The organism is Nesterenkonia flava (assembly GCF_031432335.1).
Lineage (GTDB): Bacteria > Actinomycetota > Actinomycetes > Actinomycetales > Micrococcaceae > Nesterenkonia > Nesterenkonia flava.
Window position 1 is genome coordinate 1 of the sequence record NZ_JAVKGT010000025.1, and the last position, 14447, is coordinate 14447.

Sequence of the window (14447 nt, forward strand, 5' to 3'; positions counted from 1 at the left end):
GTGTCACTGATGTCTTGAGACAGTTCTGTCACCGATCTCCTGAGACATCACACACGGCCATACGTGCGGAAGCAGGGGGTAACGTGCGCACGCGGGGGCAGCACCGCCCGCCCCAGCCGCTCACGACGACGGCCCCTCACCCGAATACCAGGGTGAGGGGCCGTCGTCGCACTGGCCGTTGATCTGAGGAGATCAGCGGCGACTGTGTGCCTTCTCCTGCATATCCTCGATCTCGCGGCCCTTGGTCTCGGGAACCCAGAGCAGCACAAAGACCAAGCTCAGCAGCGCACTGATGGCGTAGAAGCCGTAGGCGAAGACCAGCGACAACTCCGCCATCTGCGGGAACAGCGTGGAGATGAGGAAGTTGGAGCCCCAGTTGAACGCCGAGGCCACGCCGAGCGCCACGGCACGCACGCGGTTGGGGAACATCTCACCCAACATGAGCCACATGAAGGGGCCCCACGTGGCGCCGAAGAAGATGACGAAGATGTTCGCCGAAACCAGGGCGATCATGCCCCACGGCTCGGGAAGAGAGACCACGGTCTCCAGCTCGCCGAACTCGTTGATGACCTCCTCGGAGATCGCCTGGGAGAACGCCACTGCCATCATGCCCAGGCCCAGAGCCATTCCGGCTGAGCCGACGGCCAGCGGGATGCGGCGTCCCACCTTGTCCACGATGAGGATGCCGACGATGGTGGCCACGATGTTCAGGCTGGTGGTGATGACCTGGACCAGCATGGCCTGGTCCTCTTCGATGCCCACAGCCTGCCACAGGGTCGTGGAGTAGTAGAAGATCACGTTGATGCCCACGAACTGTTGGAAGACCGCCAGGCCGATGCCGACCCAGACGATCGGCATGAGCTTGCCGCCCACGAACAGGTCCTTGAGCTTCTGACGGGCCTCCAGGTTAATGGTGCGCCGGATGTCTTCGATCTTGGCGGCGAGGTTGGATTCACCCTTGATGCCGACGACGTCGGTAAGCACTCGGCGGGCGGCGTCGTTCCTGCCACGGGAGACCAGGTACCGGGGTGACTCAGGGATGGACAGTGCCAGCAGACCGTAGATCAGGGCCGGGACCGCTTCGGAGATGAACATCCAGCGCCATGCCTCCAGGCCGAACCACAGCACCCCTTCGGCCGCACCGGCGACGTTGGCGAAGAGCGCGTTCGAGGCCGCGGCCATGAAGATGCCGATCACGATGGCCAGCTGGAACAGTGAGCCCAGGCGGCCGCGCCAGTTGGCCGGGGAGACCTCGGCGATGTAGGCCGGAGCGATCACCGAGGCCATGCCGACGCCGATGCCGCCGACCACGCGCCAGAGGATGAGGTCGTAGACCCCGAAGACCAGACCGGTGCCGATTGCGGAGACGAAGAAGAGCGAGGCCGCGATGAGCATGGCCTTCTGGCGGCCCACGCGGTCTGCGAGGTTGCCGCCGGTGAAGGCGCCGACCACACAGCCCAGCAGCGCGCTGGAGACGCTGAAGCCGCTCATGAGGGCTCCCAGGTCAAACTCTTCCCGGATAGGTCCTACGGCTCCGTTGATGACAGCGGTGTCGAAGCCGAAGAGGAAGCCGCCGAACGCGGCGACAAGAACAACCCAGGCCACTGCGCCGACGGCAGGATCCTGGGTGCGAGAGTCAGTACTCATGGTGCGTCCTTACACGAGGTCTTTGAAGTGACTACTCGGTAGTACTGCCGAGCGCCCGAACGAGTATGACAAGGTGAAACCGCTTTAGCAACGCGTGAGCGCATCTGCGCACTCTGATGAGCGGTCGATTCGGGGAGCTGAGCGGCTGCTCAGGACGCCCCGGCGACGTCGTCGGACTGGGGTCGCATGGCCCGGGTCTGCTCTGCCCGGGACGCCAGCTGATCATCAGGTGGATACTGCACGGACTCCAGCACGAGCCCCTGAGGAGGAGCCAGCCGCACATTCTGATCCCAGCTGGGCTCACCCAGCCGCTGCATGAGCCATCCGGGTTCCCGGCGCCCCTCCCCCACGTCGAGGCACGCCCCGATCAGGGTGCGCACCATGTGGTGGCAGAACGCATCGGCTTGCAGGCGGGCGGTGATGACGCCGTCTTCTCCGCGGGTGATCGTGAAGGCCTGAAGCTCACGGATGGTGGTGCTGTGCTCGCGGGGGCGGCAGAAACTGCCGAAGTCGTGCAGCCCCAGTACCGCCGTGGCCTCAGCATCCATCAGCTGCTCGTCCACGTGTCGGCGCACCCAGGCGGTGTCCTGCCTACGCAGCGGATCCCATAGTTCACGCCGGTCAGCGATGCGGTAGGTGTACGTGCGGCTCAGCGCGGAGAAGCGCGCGTCGAAGGCTTGGGGCACCTGGACGGCGTGATGGACGACGACGGCGCCCTCCTGCCGTCCCAGCACTCCGGAGAGCCGCCTCAGCAGTGCTTCCTCAGCCGTGATGTCGCGACCGCGGCTCAGCGCCTGCCACTCCCCTGCCTCCAGGTCGAAGTGCACGACCTGGCCCCGGGCATGCACTCCTGCGTCGGTGCGACCAGCCACGGTCACGGGCACCTCTCGGCGGATGATGGTGGCCAGGGCCTCGCGCACCACGCCCTCGACAGTGAGGAGGCCGGGCTGGGCTGCCCATCCGCGGTAGGCGTTGCCGTCATAGGCAAGGTCGAGTCGGATCCGGGGCATGAGCTCAAGCCTAGCCGCAGCCGGAAAATGTGCTGAAACTGGCACCTTCCGGCGTCGTTGTGGTCTCTTCGTGAGGTTTCAGCACACTTCTTGGCCCATTTCTGCCGATAACCCCCAGGGAACGACTGAGCCCCCGCCGCCTTCGGAAGAAGGGGGCGGGGGCTCAGTCAGTGATGCCTCAGGCCTGTGGGACTTACTTGTCCTCAGACTCCTCAGCAGCAGCCTCATCGACCTCGGTGTCGGCGGGTGCCTCTGCGGCAGCCTCGTCGGACACCTCGGCGGTCTCGACCTCGGTCTCGTCGACCTCGGGCTCCTCGGCCGGAGCAGCAGCGGCAGTGGCGCGCTCGGCATCAGCCACCACCTTCTGCTTCGGGGAGACGGGCTCCATCACGAGCTCGATGACAGCCATGGGGGCGTTGTCACCCTTGCGGTTGCCGATCTTGGTGATGCGGGTGTAGCCGCCCTCGCGCTCGGCCATGGCCGGGGCGATCACGGTGAACAGCTCGTGGACGATCGCCTGGTTGGTGGCGTTCTTGGCGCTGATCTTGCCGACCACTGCACGGCGTGCAGACAGGTCGCCCTTCTTCGCCAGAGTGATGAGCCGCTCAGCGTAGGGACGCAGGCGCTTGGCCTTGGTCAGGGTGGTGGTGATCGAACGGTGCTCGAACAGCTGCGCGGACAGGTTCGCCAGCATGATCCGCTCGTGCGACGGGCTGCCGCCCAGACGCGGTCCCTTGGTGGGGGTAGGCATAGTCGTTACTCCTCAGGTGTGCCGCTCACCTTAGGTGAGCGAATGTCTCAAGTGAGAGCAGTCGGTTAGAACTGCTGCTCGTCGTCGTAGTCTTCCTCTTCCGCTGCAAGGCGGGCGGCGGCAGGGTCGAAGCCGGCCGGGGAGTCCTTCAGGGACAGACCCAGTTCGGTCAGCTTCTCCTTCACCTCGTCGATGGACTTGGCACCGAAGTTACGGATGTCCATCAGGTCTGCCTCGGAACGCGCCACGAGCTCACCCACGGTGTGGATGCCCTCACGCTTGAGGCAGTTGTAGGAGCGAACGGTGAGCTCCAGGTCCTCGATCGGCAGAGCCATATCGGCGGCGAGGGCGGCGTCCGTCGGGGACGGGCCGATCTCGATGCCCTCGGCAGCCACGTTCAGCTCGCGAGCCAGGGAGAACAGCTCCACCAGGGTGGTGCCGGCCGAGGCCAGGGCGTCACGGGGCTCCATGGAGGGCTTGGTCTCCACGTCAACGATCAGCTTGTCGAAGTCGGTGCGCTGCTCGACACGAGTGGCCTCCACCTTGAAGCTGACCTTCAGCACCGGGGAGTAGATCGAGTCGACCGGGATGCGGCCGATCTCGGAGTCCTCGAGCTTGTTCTGCGAGGCGGAGACGTAGCCGCGGCCACGCTCGACGGTCAGCTCCAGATCCAGTTTGCCGTCCTCGTTGAGGGTCAGCAGCTGCAGATCGGGGTTGTGGAACTCAACACCGGCCGGCGGGGTGATGTCGGCAGCGGTGACGGGGCCGGGACCCTCCTTGCGGAGGTAGGCCACCACGGGCTCATCGTGCTCGGAGGAGACGGAGAGCTTCTTGATGTTGAGCACCAGCTCGGTGACGTCCTCCTTGGCACCGGCAATGGTGCTGAACTCGTGGAGAACGCCGTCGATCCGGACGCTGGTCACGGCCGCGCCGGGGATCGAGGACAGCAGGGTGCGGCGCAGGGAGTTGCCCAGGGTGTAACCGAAGCCCGGCTCCAGGGGCTCGATCACAAAGCGGGAACGGTTTTCGGCGACGGCTTCTTCGGTCAGCGTGGGGCGCTGTGCAATGAGCACTGGTTGTTCCTTTCAGAGTGCATCCGCTATATGACGCATTCTCAGTTCAGTGGTAGATGCTCAGCCCGACGGTGTGCGGCTTAACGCCTGCACCCCGCCGGGCTCGCAGAATGGGAGAAAGAAGGGTCGCTCAGACGCGACGGCGCTTGGGCGGCCGGCAGCCGTTGTGGGCGCTGGGAGTCACATCAGAGATGGAGCCGACCTCGAGGCCTGCGGCCTGGAGGGAGCGGATCGCGGTCTCGCGGCCGGAGCCGGGGCCCTTGACGAAGACGTCGACCTTCTTCATGCCGTGCTCCTGGGCACGCTTTGCAGCCTGCTCAGCAGCCATCTGCGCAGCGTAGGGAGTGGACTTGCGGGAGCCCTTGAAGCCAACCTCGCCGGAGGAGGCCCAGGAGACCACAGCGCCGGTGGGATCGGTGATCGAAACGATCGTGTTGTTAAAGGTCGACTTGATGTGAGCCTGACCCTGGGTGATGTTCTTGCTTGCCTTGCGGCGCGGCTTACGGGCCGCTGCACGAGTCTTGGGGGGCATAGTGTCTCCTGTGAACTACTTCTTCTTGCCTGCGACGGTCTTCTTCGGGCCCTTACGGGTGCGCGCATTGGTCTTGGTGCGCTGACCGCGGACGGGCAGGCCGCGACGATGGCGCAGGCCCTCGTAGGAGCCGATCTCGACCTTGCGGCGGATGTCAGCGGAAACTTCACGGCGAAGGTCACCCTCGACCGTGTAGTTGCCCTCGATGTAGTCACGCAGAGCAACCAGCTGCTCGTCGGTGAGGTCCTTGACTCGGGTGTTGCCGTCAAGACCGGTGGCCTCAATGGCCTGTTCGGCGCGGGTCTTGCCGACGCCGTAGATGTAAGTGAGTGCGATCACCGTGCGCTTTTCGCGCGGGATGTCCACACCTGCCAGACGTGCCACGTGGCAGTCCTCCTTTTTCTTTGTCCGAAGGTCTTCAGCAGTGCGATCCCCTGCGTCGGAGGTGACGCTTGTGTACGGGTCTCCGGCCTTCGGCAACCGGAGGTATGCTCGTCAGCTCATCCGAGCTGCACTGCCTCTATGTATTGAGCTGTCCAGCGCTTGGGTGCGCCCTCACCTACAAGGTTTGTGGTGAGGGTCAGCCCTGGCGCTGCTTGTGGCGCGGGTTCTTGCAGATCACTCGCACAACACCACCGCGGCGGATGGTCTTGCAGTCGGAGCAGATCGGCTTCACGCTCGGCTGAACCTTCATGGGTTCTCCTCGATTACTTGTAGCGGTAGACGATACGGCCGCGGTTGAGGTCATAGGGGCTCATCTCCACCACGACCCGGTCCTCGGGGAGGATGCGGATGTAGTGCTGGCGCATCTTGCCCGAAATGGTCGCCAGGACAACGTGGTCGTTCTCCAGCTTCACCCGGAACATTGCATTCGGCAGAGCCTCAACAACTGAGCCCTCAACCTCGATGACGCCTTCTTTTTTACCCATATGCTCCACACACCGTTCGCGATTCCCACGAGGCACCAGCGCGCGGCACACAAGGGCCGACGACGACGCAACGGGGAATCTGGATTTCTGCTTTAGAGCCTCTGTGCGCATCAGCGATTTGACACGAATGTGCGCAGAGACAACCAACAGATAATCGTACAGGAGTCAAGCACGCCGCGCCAGTTGTTATGTTGACCCCACCAGGGACCTCGCCCGGAACGTCAAAATGTGCTCACCTTAATGCGGGTTGTTCGCCCCGCATCTTCTGGCTCGCCAGGTACTCCGGAGCTTCCGCTTCCTCGTGATACTCAAGAACCTGCACATCGTGGGCCAAGAGAGCTTCCTTGACCTCGGCGGGTGTCGCATAGAAGTACTCACGCCGCATATTGATCAGGTTTACTCGGCGGTCCGCAAAGTGCTTGTGGAGGGCGTTCTCCAGACCCCAGGCGTCCTCACTGAAGATGATGGTGTGCTTGTCGAAGTTGAACGGCACCGATGCGTCCGAGAGTTCCCGCAGCCGATCCTCAGGGTTGAGGCGACGTGTCATTCCGATCTTGACCACATCGGGACCGAAGGCCCCGCGATTGGAGGCTACGTAGACGTAACCTGCCCTGGTGTTAGCCATAGTGGACTCCACATCTTCGAGAGCTTCCTCAGCTTCGGACAGGGCCGCCGCCGCTTTGGCAATCTCATCGAGGGCCCCCTGTGCCTGCAGTTGGGCCAGGACGTTGCGGCGATGCTCAACTTCCTTTTCTTGCTTGGCCTTTGCCGCTAGCAGTTCTTTCTGCGCTTTCGCTTCCTCCCGAGCCAATGCTCGAGCTTCGCGCTCCGCCTCCTTCGCGGCCTTGACTGCTTCAAGGTGTTCGTGAGTCAGCTCGAGTTCTCGCAGGCGGAGGCGCAGGTACTGTGGCGAGATCCGAATCTGAAGCATCGAACCGAGTCGCTCTACCTGTTCGGCTGATTTCTCGACACGCTTCCTGGCAGCCGCGATATGACCCGCCTTCACTGTCTTGATCGAGTTCTCAACCTCGGCGTTGAACGCACGCAGCAACAACTTGGTCATGTCGTTGACCATCTTCCTGCCCTGCGCCGCGGAGTTGTTGACCGTCCAGTTGGTGGCGCCTGTAGCTGCGATCTTCTCCCTCACCATGCGCTTAGCCTGGGCTTTAACCTCGTCCAACTGTGCCTTGACGCGAACGGCGTCGTCCGCCGGGTTCTCGAAGTTGTATAGACCATAGTCATTCAGGTCAGCCATGTCCTTGAGATCGACCACTCTTGCTGTGAGAGTGCGTTGCTCGGCGGTGAGCGCGGCGACCTCGGTTTCTAGTCGCTGTTTCTCGCTCTCCCACTGCAAGACATCCAATGTTCCAAGTCGCTTCGCCTCTTCCAATAGTTGCCCATTGTGCGTTTGAAGCTGCTGGGCCTGCATGATCGCGTGGTCCCGCTCCTCGAGCACACCTAGGTGGTTTTTCCATAGGTCTAGTGCTCGCCCATGGAGCCGCCAGACGTAGAAGATCACTAGCGGCGAAACGATGAATGCCACGCCTGGAATGAGCGAAAGTAGCAAGCCCAAGATTGCTATACCGCGCAAAGAGCTCGAGAGCACACCTGCACCGCCTGTCTTCGGCAGCTTGTGACCTGGAATGTCAAGATTGTTCACGGTCGTCCCCCAATGTCATAGACGCGAGTGGTCTAGAGCCTACATAGGGGAACGGACTCAGATGTGCCCCGTGTTCCTCGGCGGCTCGCCCTCCGGTGTTCGAAGCACCGATTCAAGCCTGTCGAGCACGGCGCCACCGTTAGAGCCTGACACCGGGCCCTGACGAAGCTAGGCGGGGATGGGAACCGGGGTGACGCCGAGGGGCTCCAGCTCGGAGGCCCCGCCGTCGGCTGCGGTGAGCACCCACAAGCCATCGCTGTGGCGGCACACGGAGTGCTCCCACTGGCTGGCCCGGGTCTTGTCCGCGGTCACCACAGTCCAGTTGTCCTCAAGCAGGTTGGTCTCGATACCGCCACGGGTGAGCATGGGTTCGATCGCCAGGGCAAGGCCGGGCTTGATCTTCGCACCCTTCATGCCGGTGGAGTAGTTGAAGACGTCGGGTGCCATATGCATCGCTGAGCCGATGCCGTGCCCCACGTAGTCCTCCAGGATCCCCAGGGGCTTACCTGGCTGGGACTGCACATAGTCCTCGATGGCCTCGCCGATCTCACCAATGTGCTTGGCGGTCGCGAAGGCGGCAATCCCCCGCCACATGGCCGCACGAGTGATCTCGGACAGACGCTCGTCCTCCGGGTCAGCCGTGCCCTCCTCCGAGGAACCCAGGATCACGGTCCGAGCAGAGTCGGCGTGCCAGCCCTCGATGATGCAGCCGCCGTCGATCTTCAGCACGTCCCCGGGCTCGAGCACACGGTCACCTGGGATGCCGTGGACCACCTCGTCATTGACGGAGGCACAGATGTATCCGGGGAAGCCGTGGTAGTTCAGGAAGTTCGGCTTGGCACCCTGGGCGGTGATGTACTCCGCGAACACGTCATTGAGCTCACCGGTGGTTACACCAGGTTTTGCGGCAGCCGCGGCACGGTCCAGGGCAGCAGAGAGGATCGAGCCGGCCGCGTCCATATGACGCAGCTGCTCGTTCGACTTCAGCTCGATCCTGCGTGAAAACATCACGCCTTCAGGGCCTCCATGATGCGGGCGTTGACCTCATCGATGGGCCCCAGACCATCGACCTGCTTGAGCAGGCCGCGGCTGCGGTACTCACTGATCATGGGTTCCGTCTCCTGCTCGAAGACCTCCAGGCGATGCCGGATAACGTCTTCGTTGTCATCGCTGCGCCCCTCGGCCTCGGCACGCTTGGTCAGGCGGGACACGAGCTCCTCACGATCGGCGGTGAGCTCCAGAACGATGTCCAGCTCCACGCCCAGGCGAGCGAGGATCTCGTCAAAAGCCTGGACCTGAGTGGAGTTGCGAGGGTAGCCGTCCAGAAGGAAACCGTCGGCGGCGTCGTCCCAGGAGAGGCGGTCCTCGATGAGGCGGTTGGTCAGGGAGTCGGGAACCAGGTTGCCGGCGTCGACGTAGCTCTTGGCTTCTTTCCCGAGCTCGGTTTCGCCCTTGATATTCTCGCGAAAGATGTCGCCCGTAGAGATCGCGACGATGCCCAGCTCCTGGGAGATCTTCTTCGACTGAGTTCCTTTGCCTGCGCCGGGAGGTCCGACAATCAGCATGCGCGTCATCGCAGCAGCCCTTCGTAGTTCCGTTGTTCCATTTGAGCGTTAATCTGCTTCACCGTGGTCAGACCGACGCCAACCATGATGAGGATGGAGGTGCCACCGAACGGGAAGTCCTGATTGGCTCCGATGAGGACGAAGGCTACCAGAGGGATCATCGCGATGAAGCCGAGGTAGAGCGCGCCCGGGAACGTGATGCGAGAGATCACGTACGCCAGGTAGCTCTCTGTGGGCTTGCCGGCGCGGATGCCGGGGATGAATCCGCCGTACTTGCGCATGTTCTCGGCGACCTCGTTCGGGTTGAACGTGATGGTCACGTAGAAGTAGGTGAAGCCGATGGTCATCAGGAAGAAGGTGGCCATGTAGACCGGGTGCGTTCCTGAGAGGAAGTAGCGCTGGAGCAGGTCTGTGAAGAATCCGGGCTCACCGGTCTGACCCTCGCTGAACTGCATCGCTACCGAGGGCAGCATCAGGATCGAGGACGCGAAGATGACGGGGATGACGCCGGCCATGTTCACCTTGATCGGAATGTAGGTGGACGTTCCACCCACGGTGCGGCGGCCTACCTGCTTCTTGGCGTACTGCACCGGCACACGGCGCTGGGACTGCTCCACGAAGACGATGGCGGCAATGAGGCACAGACCGATAATGCAGACGATGGTGAAGGTGCGCCAGCCCTGCTCGAGGAAGATCTGCTGCATGGAGCCGGGGAAGCCGGCGGCGATGGCCACGAAGATCAGGATGGACATGCCGTTACCGACGCCGCGTTCGGTGATCTGTTCGCCCAGCCACATGATCATGGCCACACCGGTGGTCAGCACCAGGATGAGCAGAAGGATCACGGCCAGGCTGTCATCCGGGATGATCTGCCCAGGCTCACAGTTCAGCAGGGCCCCCGAGCGAGCCATGGTCACCAGCACCGTGGCATTCAGGGTGCCGAGGGCCAGCGTGAGGTACCGGGTGTACTGCGTGAGCTTGGCCTGTCCCTGCGCGCCCTCCCGCTGGAGAGCCTCGAATCGAGGAATGACCACGCGCAGCAGCTGCACGATGATAGCGGCGGTGATGTAGGGCATGATGCCCAACGCAAACAGCGAAACCTGCAGCATGGCGCCGCCGGAGAACATGTTCACGAAGTTGTACAGTCCGCCGGTCTGGTCGTTCTGCACCAGACACTGCTGAACACCCTGATATGACACCCCGGGCGCCGGAATAAATGCACCGATCCGGTAGATGGCGATGATGCCGATCGTAAACCAGATCTTCCGGCGCAGGTCGGGTGTCTGGAACACCCTGGCAATTGCGCTGAACAAGCGTCCTCCTCTTAGGGCATGCCTGCCTCATGGTCAGCCGACCACACAGTCAGCCATCCTAACGTGGGCTCTATGCAGGTGAAGAATTCTGTCCTTCATGCAAACAGCCCCCGCAGGCAGATTGCTCTGCCATACGGGGGCTGTCCACGTGAATAACTGCTGCTTACTCCGCGGTGGGAGCAGCCTTCAGTGCGAGCTTTTCGACGGAACCGCCGGCAGCCGTGATCTTCTCCTCGGCGCTGGACGAGAAGGCGTGAGCCTTCACGGTCACAGCAACGGAGATCTCACCGGTGCCGAGGATCTTCACCGGGCGGCCCTTGCGAGCCACACGCTTGGCGATCAGATCATCAGCGGTGACCTCGCCGCCCTCCGGGAAGAGCTCTCCCAGCTTGGTCAGGTTGACCGGGGAGTACTCCACGCGGAAGGGGTTCTTGAATCCGCGCAGCTTCGGAAGGCGCATGTGCAGCGGAAGCTGACCACCCTCGAAGCCGGGACGGACCTGGTAGCGAGCCTTGGTGCCCTTGGTACCACGGCCTGCAGTCTTACCCTTGGAGCCCTCACCACGACCCACACGAGTGCGGGCCTTGCGGGAGCCGGGAGCCGGACGCAGGTCGTGAAGCTTGAGGACCTCGGACTCGGCAGGAGTGTTCTCTGCCATTACTTGGCCTCCTCAACTTTCACGAGATGCTTGACGGTGTTCAGCATGCCCACAGTCACGGCGTCAGCCTCGCGGACCACGGTGTGGCCGATGCGCTTCAGGCCCAGGGAGCGGACCGTCTCGCGGTGGTTGGGCTTGACTCCGATGACGGAGCGGATCTGGGTGATCTCAAGCTTGGCCTCAGACGGCTTGAAATCCTTCGCAGTGCTGTACTGGACGGTGGTGGCCATTCTCATGCACCTGCCTTCTGGGCCCGTGCCTCACGGTCCGCAGCAATGGTGCGGAGCATCGGCGCGGGGGCGATCTCATCGAGGGCCTTGCCGCGGCGGGCTGCCACAGACTCGGGCTCCTCGAGCTTCTTCAGAGCGTCGATGGTGCCGTGAACGATGTTGATGGCGTTCACCGAACCCATGGACTTGGTCAGCACGTCGTGGATGCCTGCGCACTCCAGGACGGCGCGGACCGGACCGCCGGCGATCACACCGGTACCGGGGGACGCGGGACGCAGCAGCACGACGCCGGCTGCATCCTCACCCTTGACCAGGTGCGGGATGGTGGAGCCCACGCGGGGAACGCGGAAGAAGGACTTCTTGGCCTCCTCCACGCCCTTGGCGATTGCCGCGGGCACCTCCTTGGCCTTGCCGTAGCCGACACCCACGGTGCCGTCGCCGTCGCCGACGACGACAAGTGCGGTGAAGCTGAAGCGACGACCGCCCTTGACGACCTTGGAGACACGGTTGATGGTCACGACGCGCTCGAGGAACTTGTCCTTCTCCTCGTCGCGACCTCCACGGCCACGGCCCTCGCCGCGACCACGGCCGCCGCGTCCGCGGCCTTCGCCGCGACCGCCACGATCACCGCGGTTGTCGTTGTTCTGACCACCGGCGGCCTGGGTCTGCTGAGCAGACTCGGCGGCGGTGTTCTCGTTGGACTCAGTCACCTGAACGTCCTTCTCGTTGGTAGCGTTCTCACTCACAGCTGCAGCCCACCTTCCCGGGCGCCGTCGGCGACGGCGGCCACGCGACCGTGGTACTTGTTGCCGCCGCGGTCGAAGACCACGGCCTCGATTCCGGCTGCCTTGGCGCGCTCGGCGATCAGCTCGCCGATCTTCTTCGCCTTGGCGGTCTTGTCACCGTCGAAGCTCCGAAGGTCTGCCTCCATGGTGGTGGCGGAGACCACGGTCTTGCCCTCGAGGTCGTTGACGACCTGAGCGACCATGTGACGGGCGGAACGGTTGACCACCAGGCGCGGACGCTCGGCGGTACCGCTGACCTTCTTGCGCAGGCGCAGGTGGCGCCGGCCGCGGGCAGCGGACTTGGACTTGCCCTTGATACCGATAGCCATGGTTTACTTACCTGCCTTTCCGGCCTTGCGGCGAATCTGCTCGCCCTCGTAACGCACGCCCTTGCCCTTGTACGGGTCGGGCTTACGCAGCTTGCGGATGTTCGCAGCGACCTCGCCGACCTGCTGCTTGTCGATGCCGGACACAGCCAGCTTGTTGTTGCCCTCCACCTGGAAGGTGATGCCGGCGGGCGCCTTCACAGAGATGGGGTGGGAGTAGCCGAGTGCGAACTCCAGGTCAGAGCCCTTGGCCTGCACACGGTAACCGGTGCCGACAATCTCGAGCTTCTTGGTGTAGCCCTCAGTGACGCCGATGATCATGTTGTTGATCAGGCTTCGGGTCAGGCCGTGCAGGGAGCGGTACTCGCGCTCGTCGTTCGGGCGGGAGACGGTGAGGGTTCCGTCCTCGAGCTCCACGGTGATTCCCTCAGCAATAGTGCGGGACAGTTCACCCTTGGAACCCTTGACGCGGATCTCACGGCCGTCGATGGAGACATCGACGCCGGCAGGAACGGTGATCGGAAGACGACCGATGCGTGACATAGTGCTTCGACTCCTTCCGGTTACCAGACGTAGGCGAGGACTTCCCCACCCACACCCTTCTTGGCTGCCTGCCGGTCGGTGAGAAGACCGGAGGAGGTGGACAGGATCGCGATGCCCAGGCCGCCCAGCACGTGCGGGAGGTTGTTGGACTTCGCGTACACCCGGAGACCGGGCTTGGAGATGCGGCGCAGGCCGGCGATCGAACGCTCACGGTTCGGGCCGAACTTCAGGTCGATGACGAGGGTCTTGCCGACCTCTGCCTCTTCCTCGCGCCAGTCGGTGATGTAGCCCTCAGCCTTGAGGATGTCTGCCACGCGCACCTTCAGCTTGGAGCTGGGCATGGAGACCTGGTCGTGATAGGCCGAGTTGGCGTTGCGCAGACGCGTCAGCATGTCTGCGACTGGATCAGTCATGGTCATGTGGGGCTTGTGCCCTTCCTCGCCGCGGTTTCCGATCTCCGAAGGAACTCAAGCTTGTCGCTTGGAACCTCTGGTGAAAGGACCTTCGGCGTAGTGGTTACTGTTCGGTCTTGAAGGGGAAGCCCAGCGCGCGCAGCAGCGCACGGCCTTCCTCGTCGGTGGTCGCGGTGGTCACCACAGTGATGTCCATGCCGCGGGGGCGGTCGATCTTGTCCTGATCGATTTCGTGGAACACCGACTGCTCGGTGAGCCCGAAGGTGTAGTTGCCGTTGCCGTCAAACTGCTTGGGGCTCAGGCCGCGGAAGTCGCGGATACGGGGCAGTGCGAGGGTCACCAGGCGGTCCAGGAACTCCCACATGCGGTCGCCGCGCAGGGTGGTGTGCGCGCCGATGGGCTGGCCCTCACGCAGCTTGAACTGCGCGATGGACTTGCGGGCCCGGGTCACCTTGGGCTTCTGACCGGTGATCGCGGTCAGATCCTCGATTGCTCCCTGGATGAGCTTGGAGTCGCGAGCTGCCTCGCCCACACCCATGTTCACCACGACCTTGACCAGGCCCGGCACCTGCATGACGTTGGAGTAGTTGAACTCCTCCTGCAGGGAGGAGCGGATCTCCTCGCGGTACTTGTTCTTCAGGCGGGGGGTGATCTTCTGGGTCACGGTCTCAGTCATGACAGCTCCTTCCCGGAGGCCTTGGCGTAGCGGACCTTGACGGTCTCGGTCTCGCCGTCGCGCTCAACAGTCTCAAAGCGGTAGCCCACACGGGTCGGCTTGCCGGTCTCCGGGTCGACGAGGGCGACGTTGGAGAGGTGGATGGGGGCCTCGGACTCGACGATGCCGCCCTCGGTGCTGCCGAACTGGCCAGCGCGCAGGTGGCGCTTGACGCGGTTGACACCCTCGACGACGACGCGCTCCTTCTTGGGGAGCACCTCGAGGACCTTGCCCTGCTTGCCCTTGTCCTTACCGGTCAGGATCTGAACGAGGTCGTCCTTCTTGATCTTTGCCATG

Annotated in this window: 20 protein-coding genes; all 20 read right to left on the reverse strand. The window is 63.4% G+C overall.

Annotated features, from left to right (window positions below; all coding sequences use genetic code 11):
- Positions 1-192: 192 nt before the first annotated feature.
- The 20 genes from RH857_RS09755 to rplX all read right to left on the reverse strand — a co-directional run bounded on the left by RH857_RS09755 (position 193) and on the right by rplX (position 14446).
- Positions 193-1647 carry a sugar porter family MFS transporter gene (locus tag RH857_RS09755; RefSeq protein ID WP_310537787.1) on the reverse strand — a complete coding sequence of 485 codons (1455 nt, stop codon included), beginning with the start codon at positions 1645-1647 and terminating at the stop codon, positions 193-195.
- Between the two features lie 149 nt (positions 1648-1796).
- The gene (truA, locus tag RH857_RS09760; RefSeq protein ID WP_310537788.1) at positions 1797-2657 is read right to left on the reverse strand and encodes a tRNA pseudouridine(38-40) synthase TruA; all 861 of its coding nucleotides are present in this window, start codon (positions 2655-2657) and stop codon (positions 1797-1799) included.
- 193 nt (positions 2658-2850) lie between these two features.
- The gene (rplQ, locus tag RH857_RS09765) at positions 2851-3408 is read right to left on the reverse strand and encodes a 50S ribosomal protein L17 (RefSeq protein WP_310537789.1); all 558 of its coding nucleotides are present in this window, start codon (positions 3406-3408) and stop codon (positions 2851-2853) included.
- Between the two features lie 65 nt (positions 3409-3473).
- Positions 3474-4481 (reverse strand): DNA-directed RNA polymerase subunit alpha, encoded by a 1008-nt coding sequence (locus tag RH857_RS09770; protein ID WP_310537790.1) that lies wholly within the window; start codon positions 4479-4481, stop codon positions 3474-3476.
- Between the two features lie 130 nt (positions 4482-4611).
- Positions 4612-5013 carry a 30S ribosomal protein S11 gene (gene rpsK, locus RH857_RS09775; protein WP_310537791.1) on the reverse strand — a complete coding sequence of 134 codons (402 nt, stop codon included), beginning with the start codon at positions 5011-5013 and terminating at the stop codon, positions 4612-4614.
- A 15-nt stretch (positions 5014-5028) separates the two neighbouring features.
- Positions 5029-5397: a 30S ribosomal protein S13 gene (gene rpsM, locus RH857_RS09780; RefSeq protein ID WP_310537792.1), complete on the reverse strand. Its 369-nt coding sequence runs from the start codon at positions 5395-5397 to the stop codon at positions 5029-5031.
- Between the two features lie 196 nt (positions 5398-5593).
- Positions 5594-5707: a 50S ribosomal protein L36 gene (gene rpmJ, locus RH857_RS09785; RefSeq protein WP_044493916.1), complete on the reverse strand. Its 114-nt coding sequence runs from the start codon at positions 5705-5707 to the stop codon at positions 5594-5596.
- 13 nt (positions 5708-5720) lie between these two features.
- Positions 5721-5942 (reverse strand): translation initiation factor IF-1, encoded by a 222-nt coding sequence (infA, locus tag RH857_RS09790; RefSeq protein ID WP_044493914.1) that lies wholly within the window; start codon positions 5940-5942, stop codon positions 5721-5723.
- 232 nt (positions 5943-6174) lie between these two features.
- Positions 6175-7602 carry an SNIPE associated domain-containing protein gene (locus RH857_RS09795; protein WP_310537793.1) on the reverse strand — a complete coding sequence of 476 codons (1428 nt, stop codon included), beginning with the start codon at positions 7600-7602 and terminating at the stop codon, positions 6175-6177.
- Positions 7603-7770: 168 nt separating this feature from the next.
- The gene (gene map, locus RH857_RS09800) at positions 7771-8610 is read right to left on the reverse strand and encodes a type I methionyl aminopeptidase (RefSeq protein ID WP_374761149.1); all 840 of its coding nucleotides are present in this window, start codon (positions 8608-8610) and stop codon (positions 7771-7773) included.
- Positions 8610-9176 (reverse strand): adenylate kinase, encoded by a 567-nt coding sequence (locus RH857_RS09805; protein ID WP_310537795.1) that lies wholly within the window; start codon positions 9174-9176, stop codon positions 8610-8612. The genes map and RH857_RS09805 overlap by 1 nt, the downstream gene beginning before the upstream one ends.
- A complete protein-coding gene (secY, locus tag RH857_RS09810) occupies positions 9173-10480 on the reverse strand; it encodes a preprotein translocase subunit SecY (protein ID WP_310537796.1) in 1308 nt (435 codons plus the stop codon). Before secY ends, RH857_RS09805 begins: the two co-directional genes overlap by 4 nt.
- A 163-nt stretch (positions 10481-10643) precedes the next feature.
- On the reverse strand, positions 10644-11138 hold the full coding sequence (gene rplO, locus RH857_RS09815; protein WP_310537797.1) for a 50S ribosomal protein L15: 495 nt from the start codon (positions 11136-11138) through the stop codon (positions 10644-10646).
- A complete protein-coding gene (gene rpmD, locus RH857_RS09820; protein WP_374761150.1) occupies positions 11138-11368 on the reverse strand; it encodes a 50S ribosomal protein L30 in 231 nt (76 codons plus the stop codon). Before rpmD ends, rplO begins: the two co-directional genes overlap by 1 nt.
- A 2-nt stretch (positions 11369-11370) precedes the next feature.
- Complete coding sequence (rpsE, locus tag RH857_RS09825; protein WP_310537799.1) at positions 11371-12114, reverse strand: 30S ribosomal protein S5; 744 nt, start codon at positions 12112-12114, stop codon at positions 11371-11373.
- Positions 12111-12482 carry a 50S ribosomal protein L18 gene (rplR, locus tag RH857_RS09830; RefSeq protein ID WP_310537800.1) on the reverse strand — a complete coding sequence of 124 codons (372 nt, stop codon included), beginning with the start codon at positions 12480-12482 and terminating at the stop codon, positions 12111-12113. Before rplR ends, rpsE begins: the two co-directional genes overlap by 4 nt.
- Positions 12483-12485: 3 nt before the next feature.
- Positions 12486-13022 carry a 50S ribosomal protein L6 gene (rplF, locus tag RH857_RS09835; protein ID WP_310537801.1) on the reverse strand — a complete coding sequence of 179 codons (537 nt, stop codon included), beginning with the start codon at positions 13020-13022 and terminating at the stop codon, positions 12486-12488.
- A 20-nt stretch (positions 13023-13042) separates the two neighbouring features.
- Positions 13043-13441 (reverse strand): 30S ribosomal protein S8, encoded by a 399-nt coding sequence (gene rpsH / locus RH857_RS09840; protein WP_070159067.1) that lies wholly within the window; start codon positions 13439-13441, stop codon positions 13043-13045.
- A 97-nt stretch (positions 13442-13538) separates the two neighbouring features.
- Positions 13539-14111: a 50S ribosomal protein L5 gene (gene rplE / locus RH857_RS09845; protein WP_310537802.1), complete on the reverse strand. Its 573-nt coding sequence runs from the start codon at positions 14109-14111 to the stop codon at positions 13539-13541.
- Positions 14108-14446 carry a 50S ribosomal protein L24 gene (gene rplX / locus RH857_RS09850; RefSeq protein WP_310537803.1) on the reverse strand — a complete coding sequence of 113 codons (339 nt, stop codon included), beginning with the start codon at positions 14444-14446 and terminating at the stop codon, positions 14108-14110. Before rplX ends, rplE begins: the two co-directional genes overlap by 4 nt.
- Position 14447 lies beyond the last annotated feature (1 nt).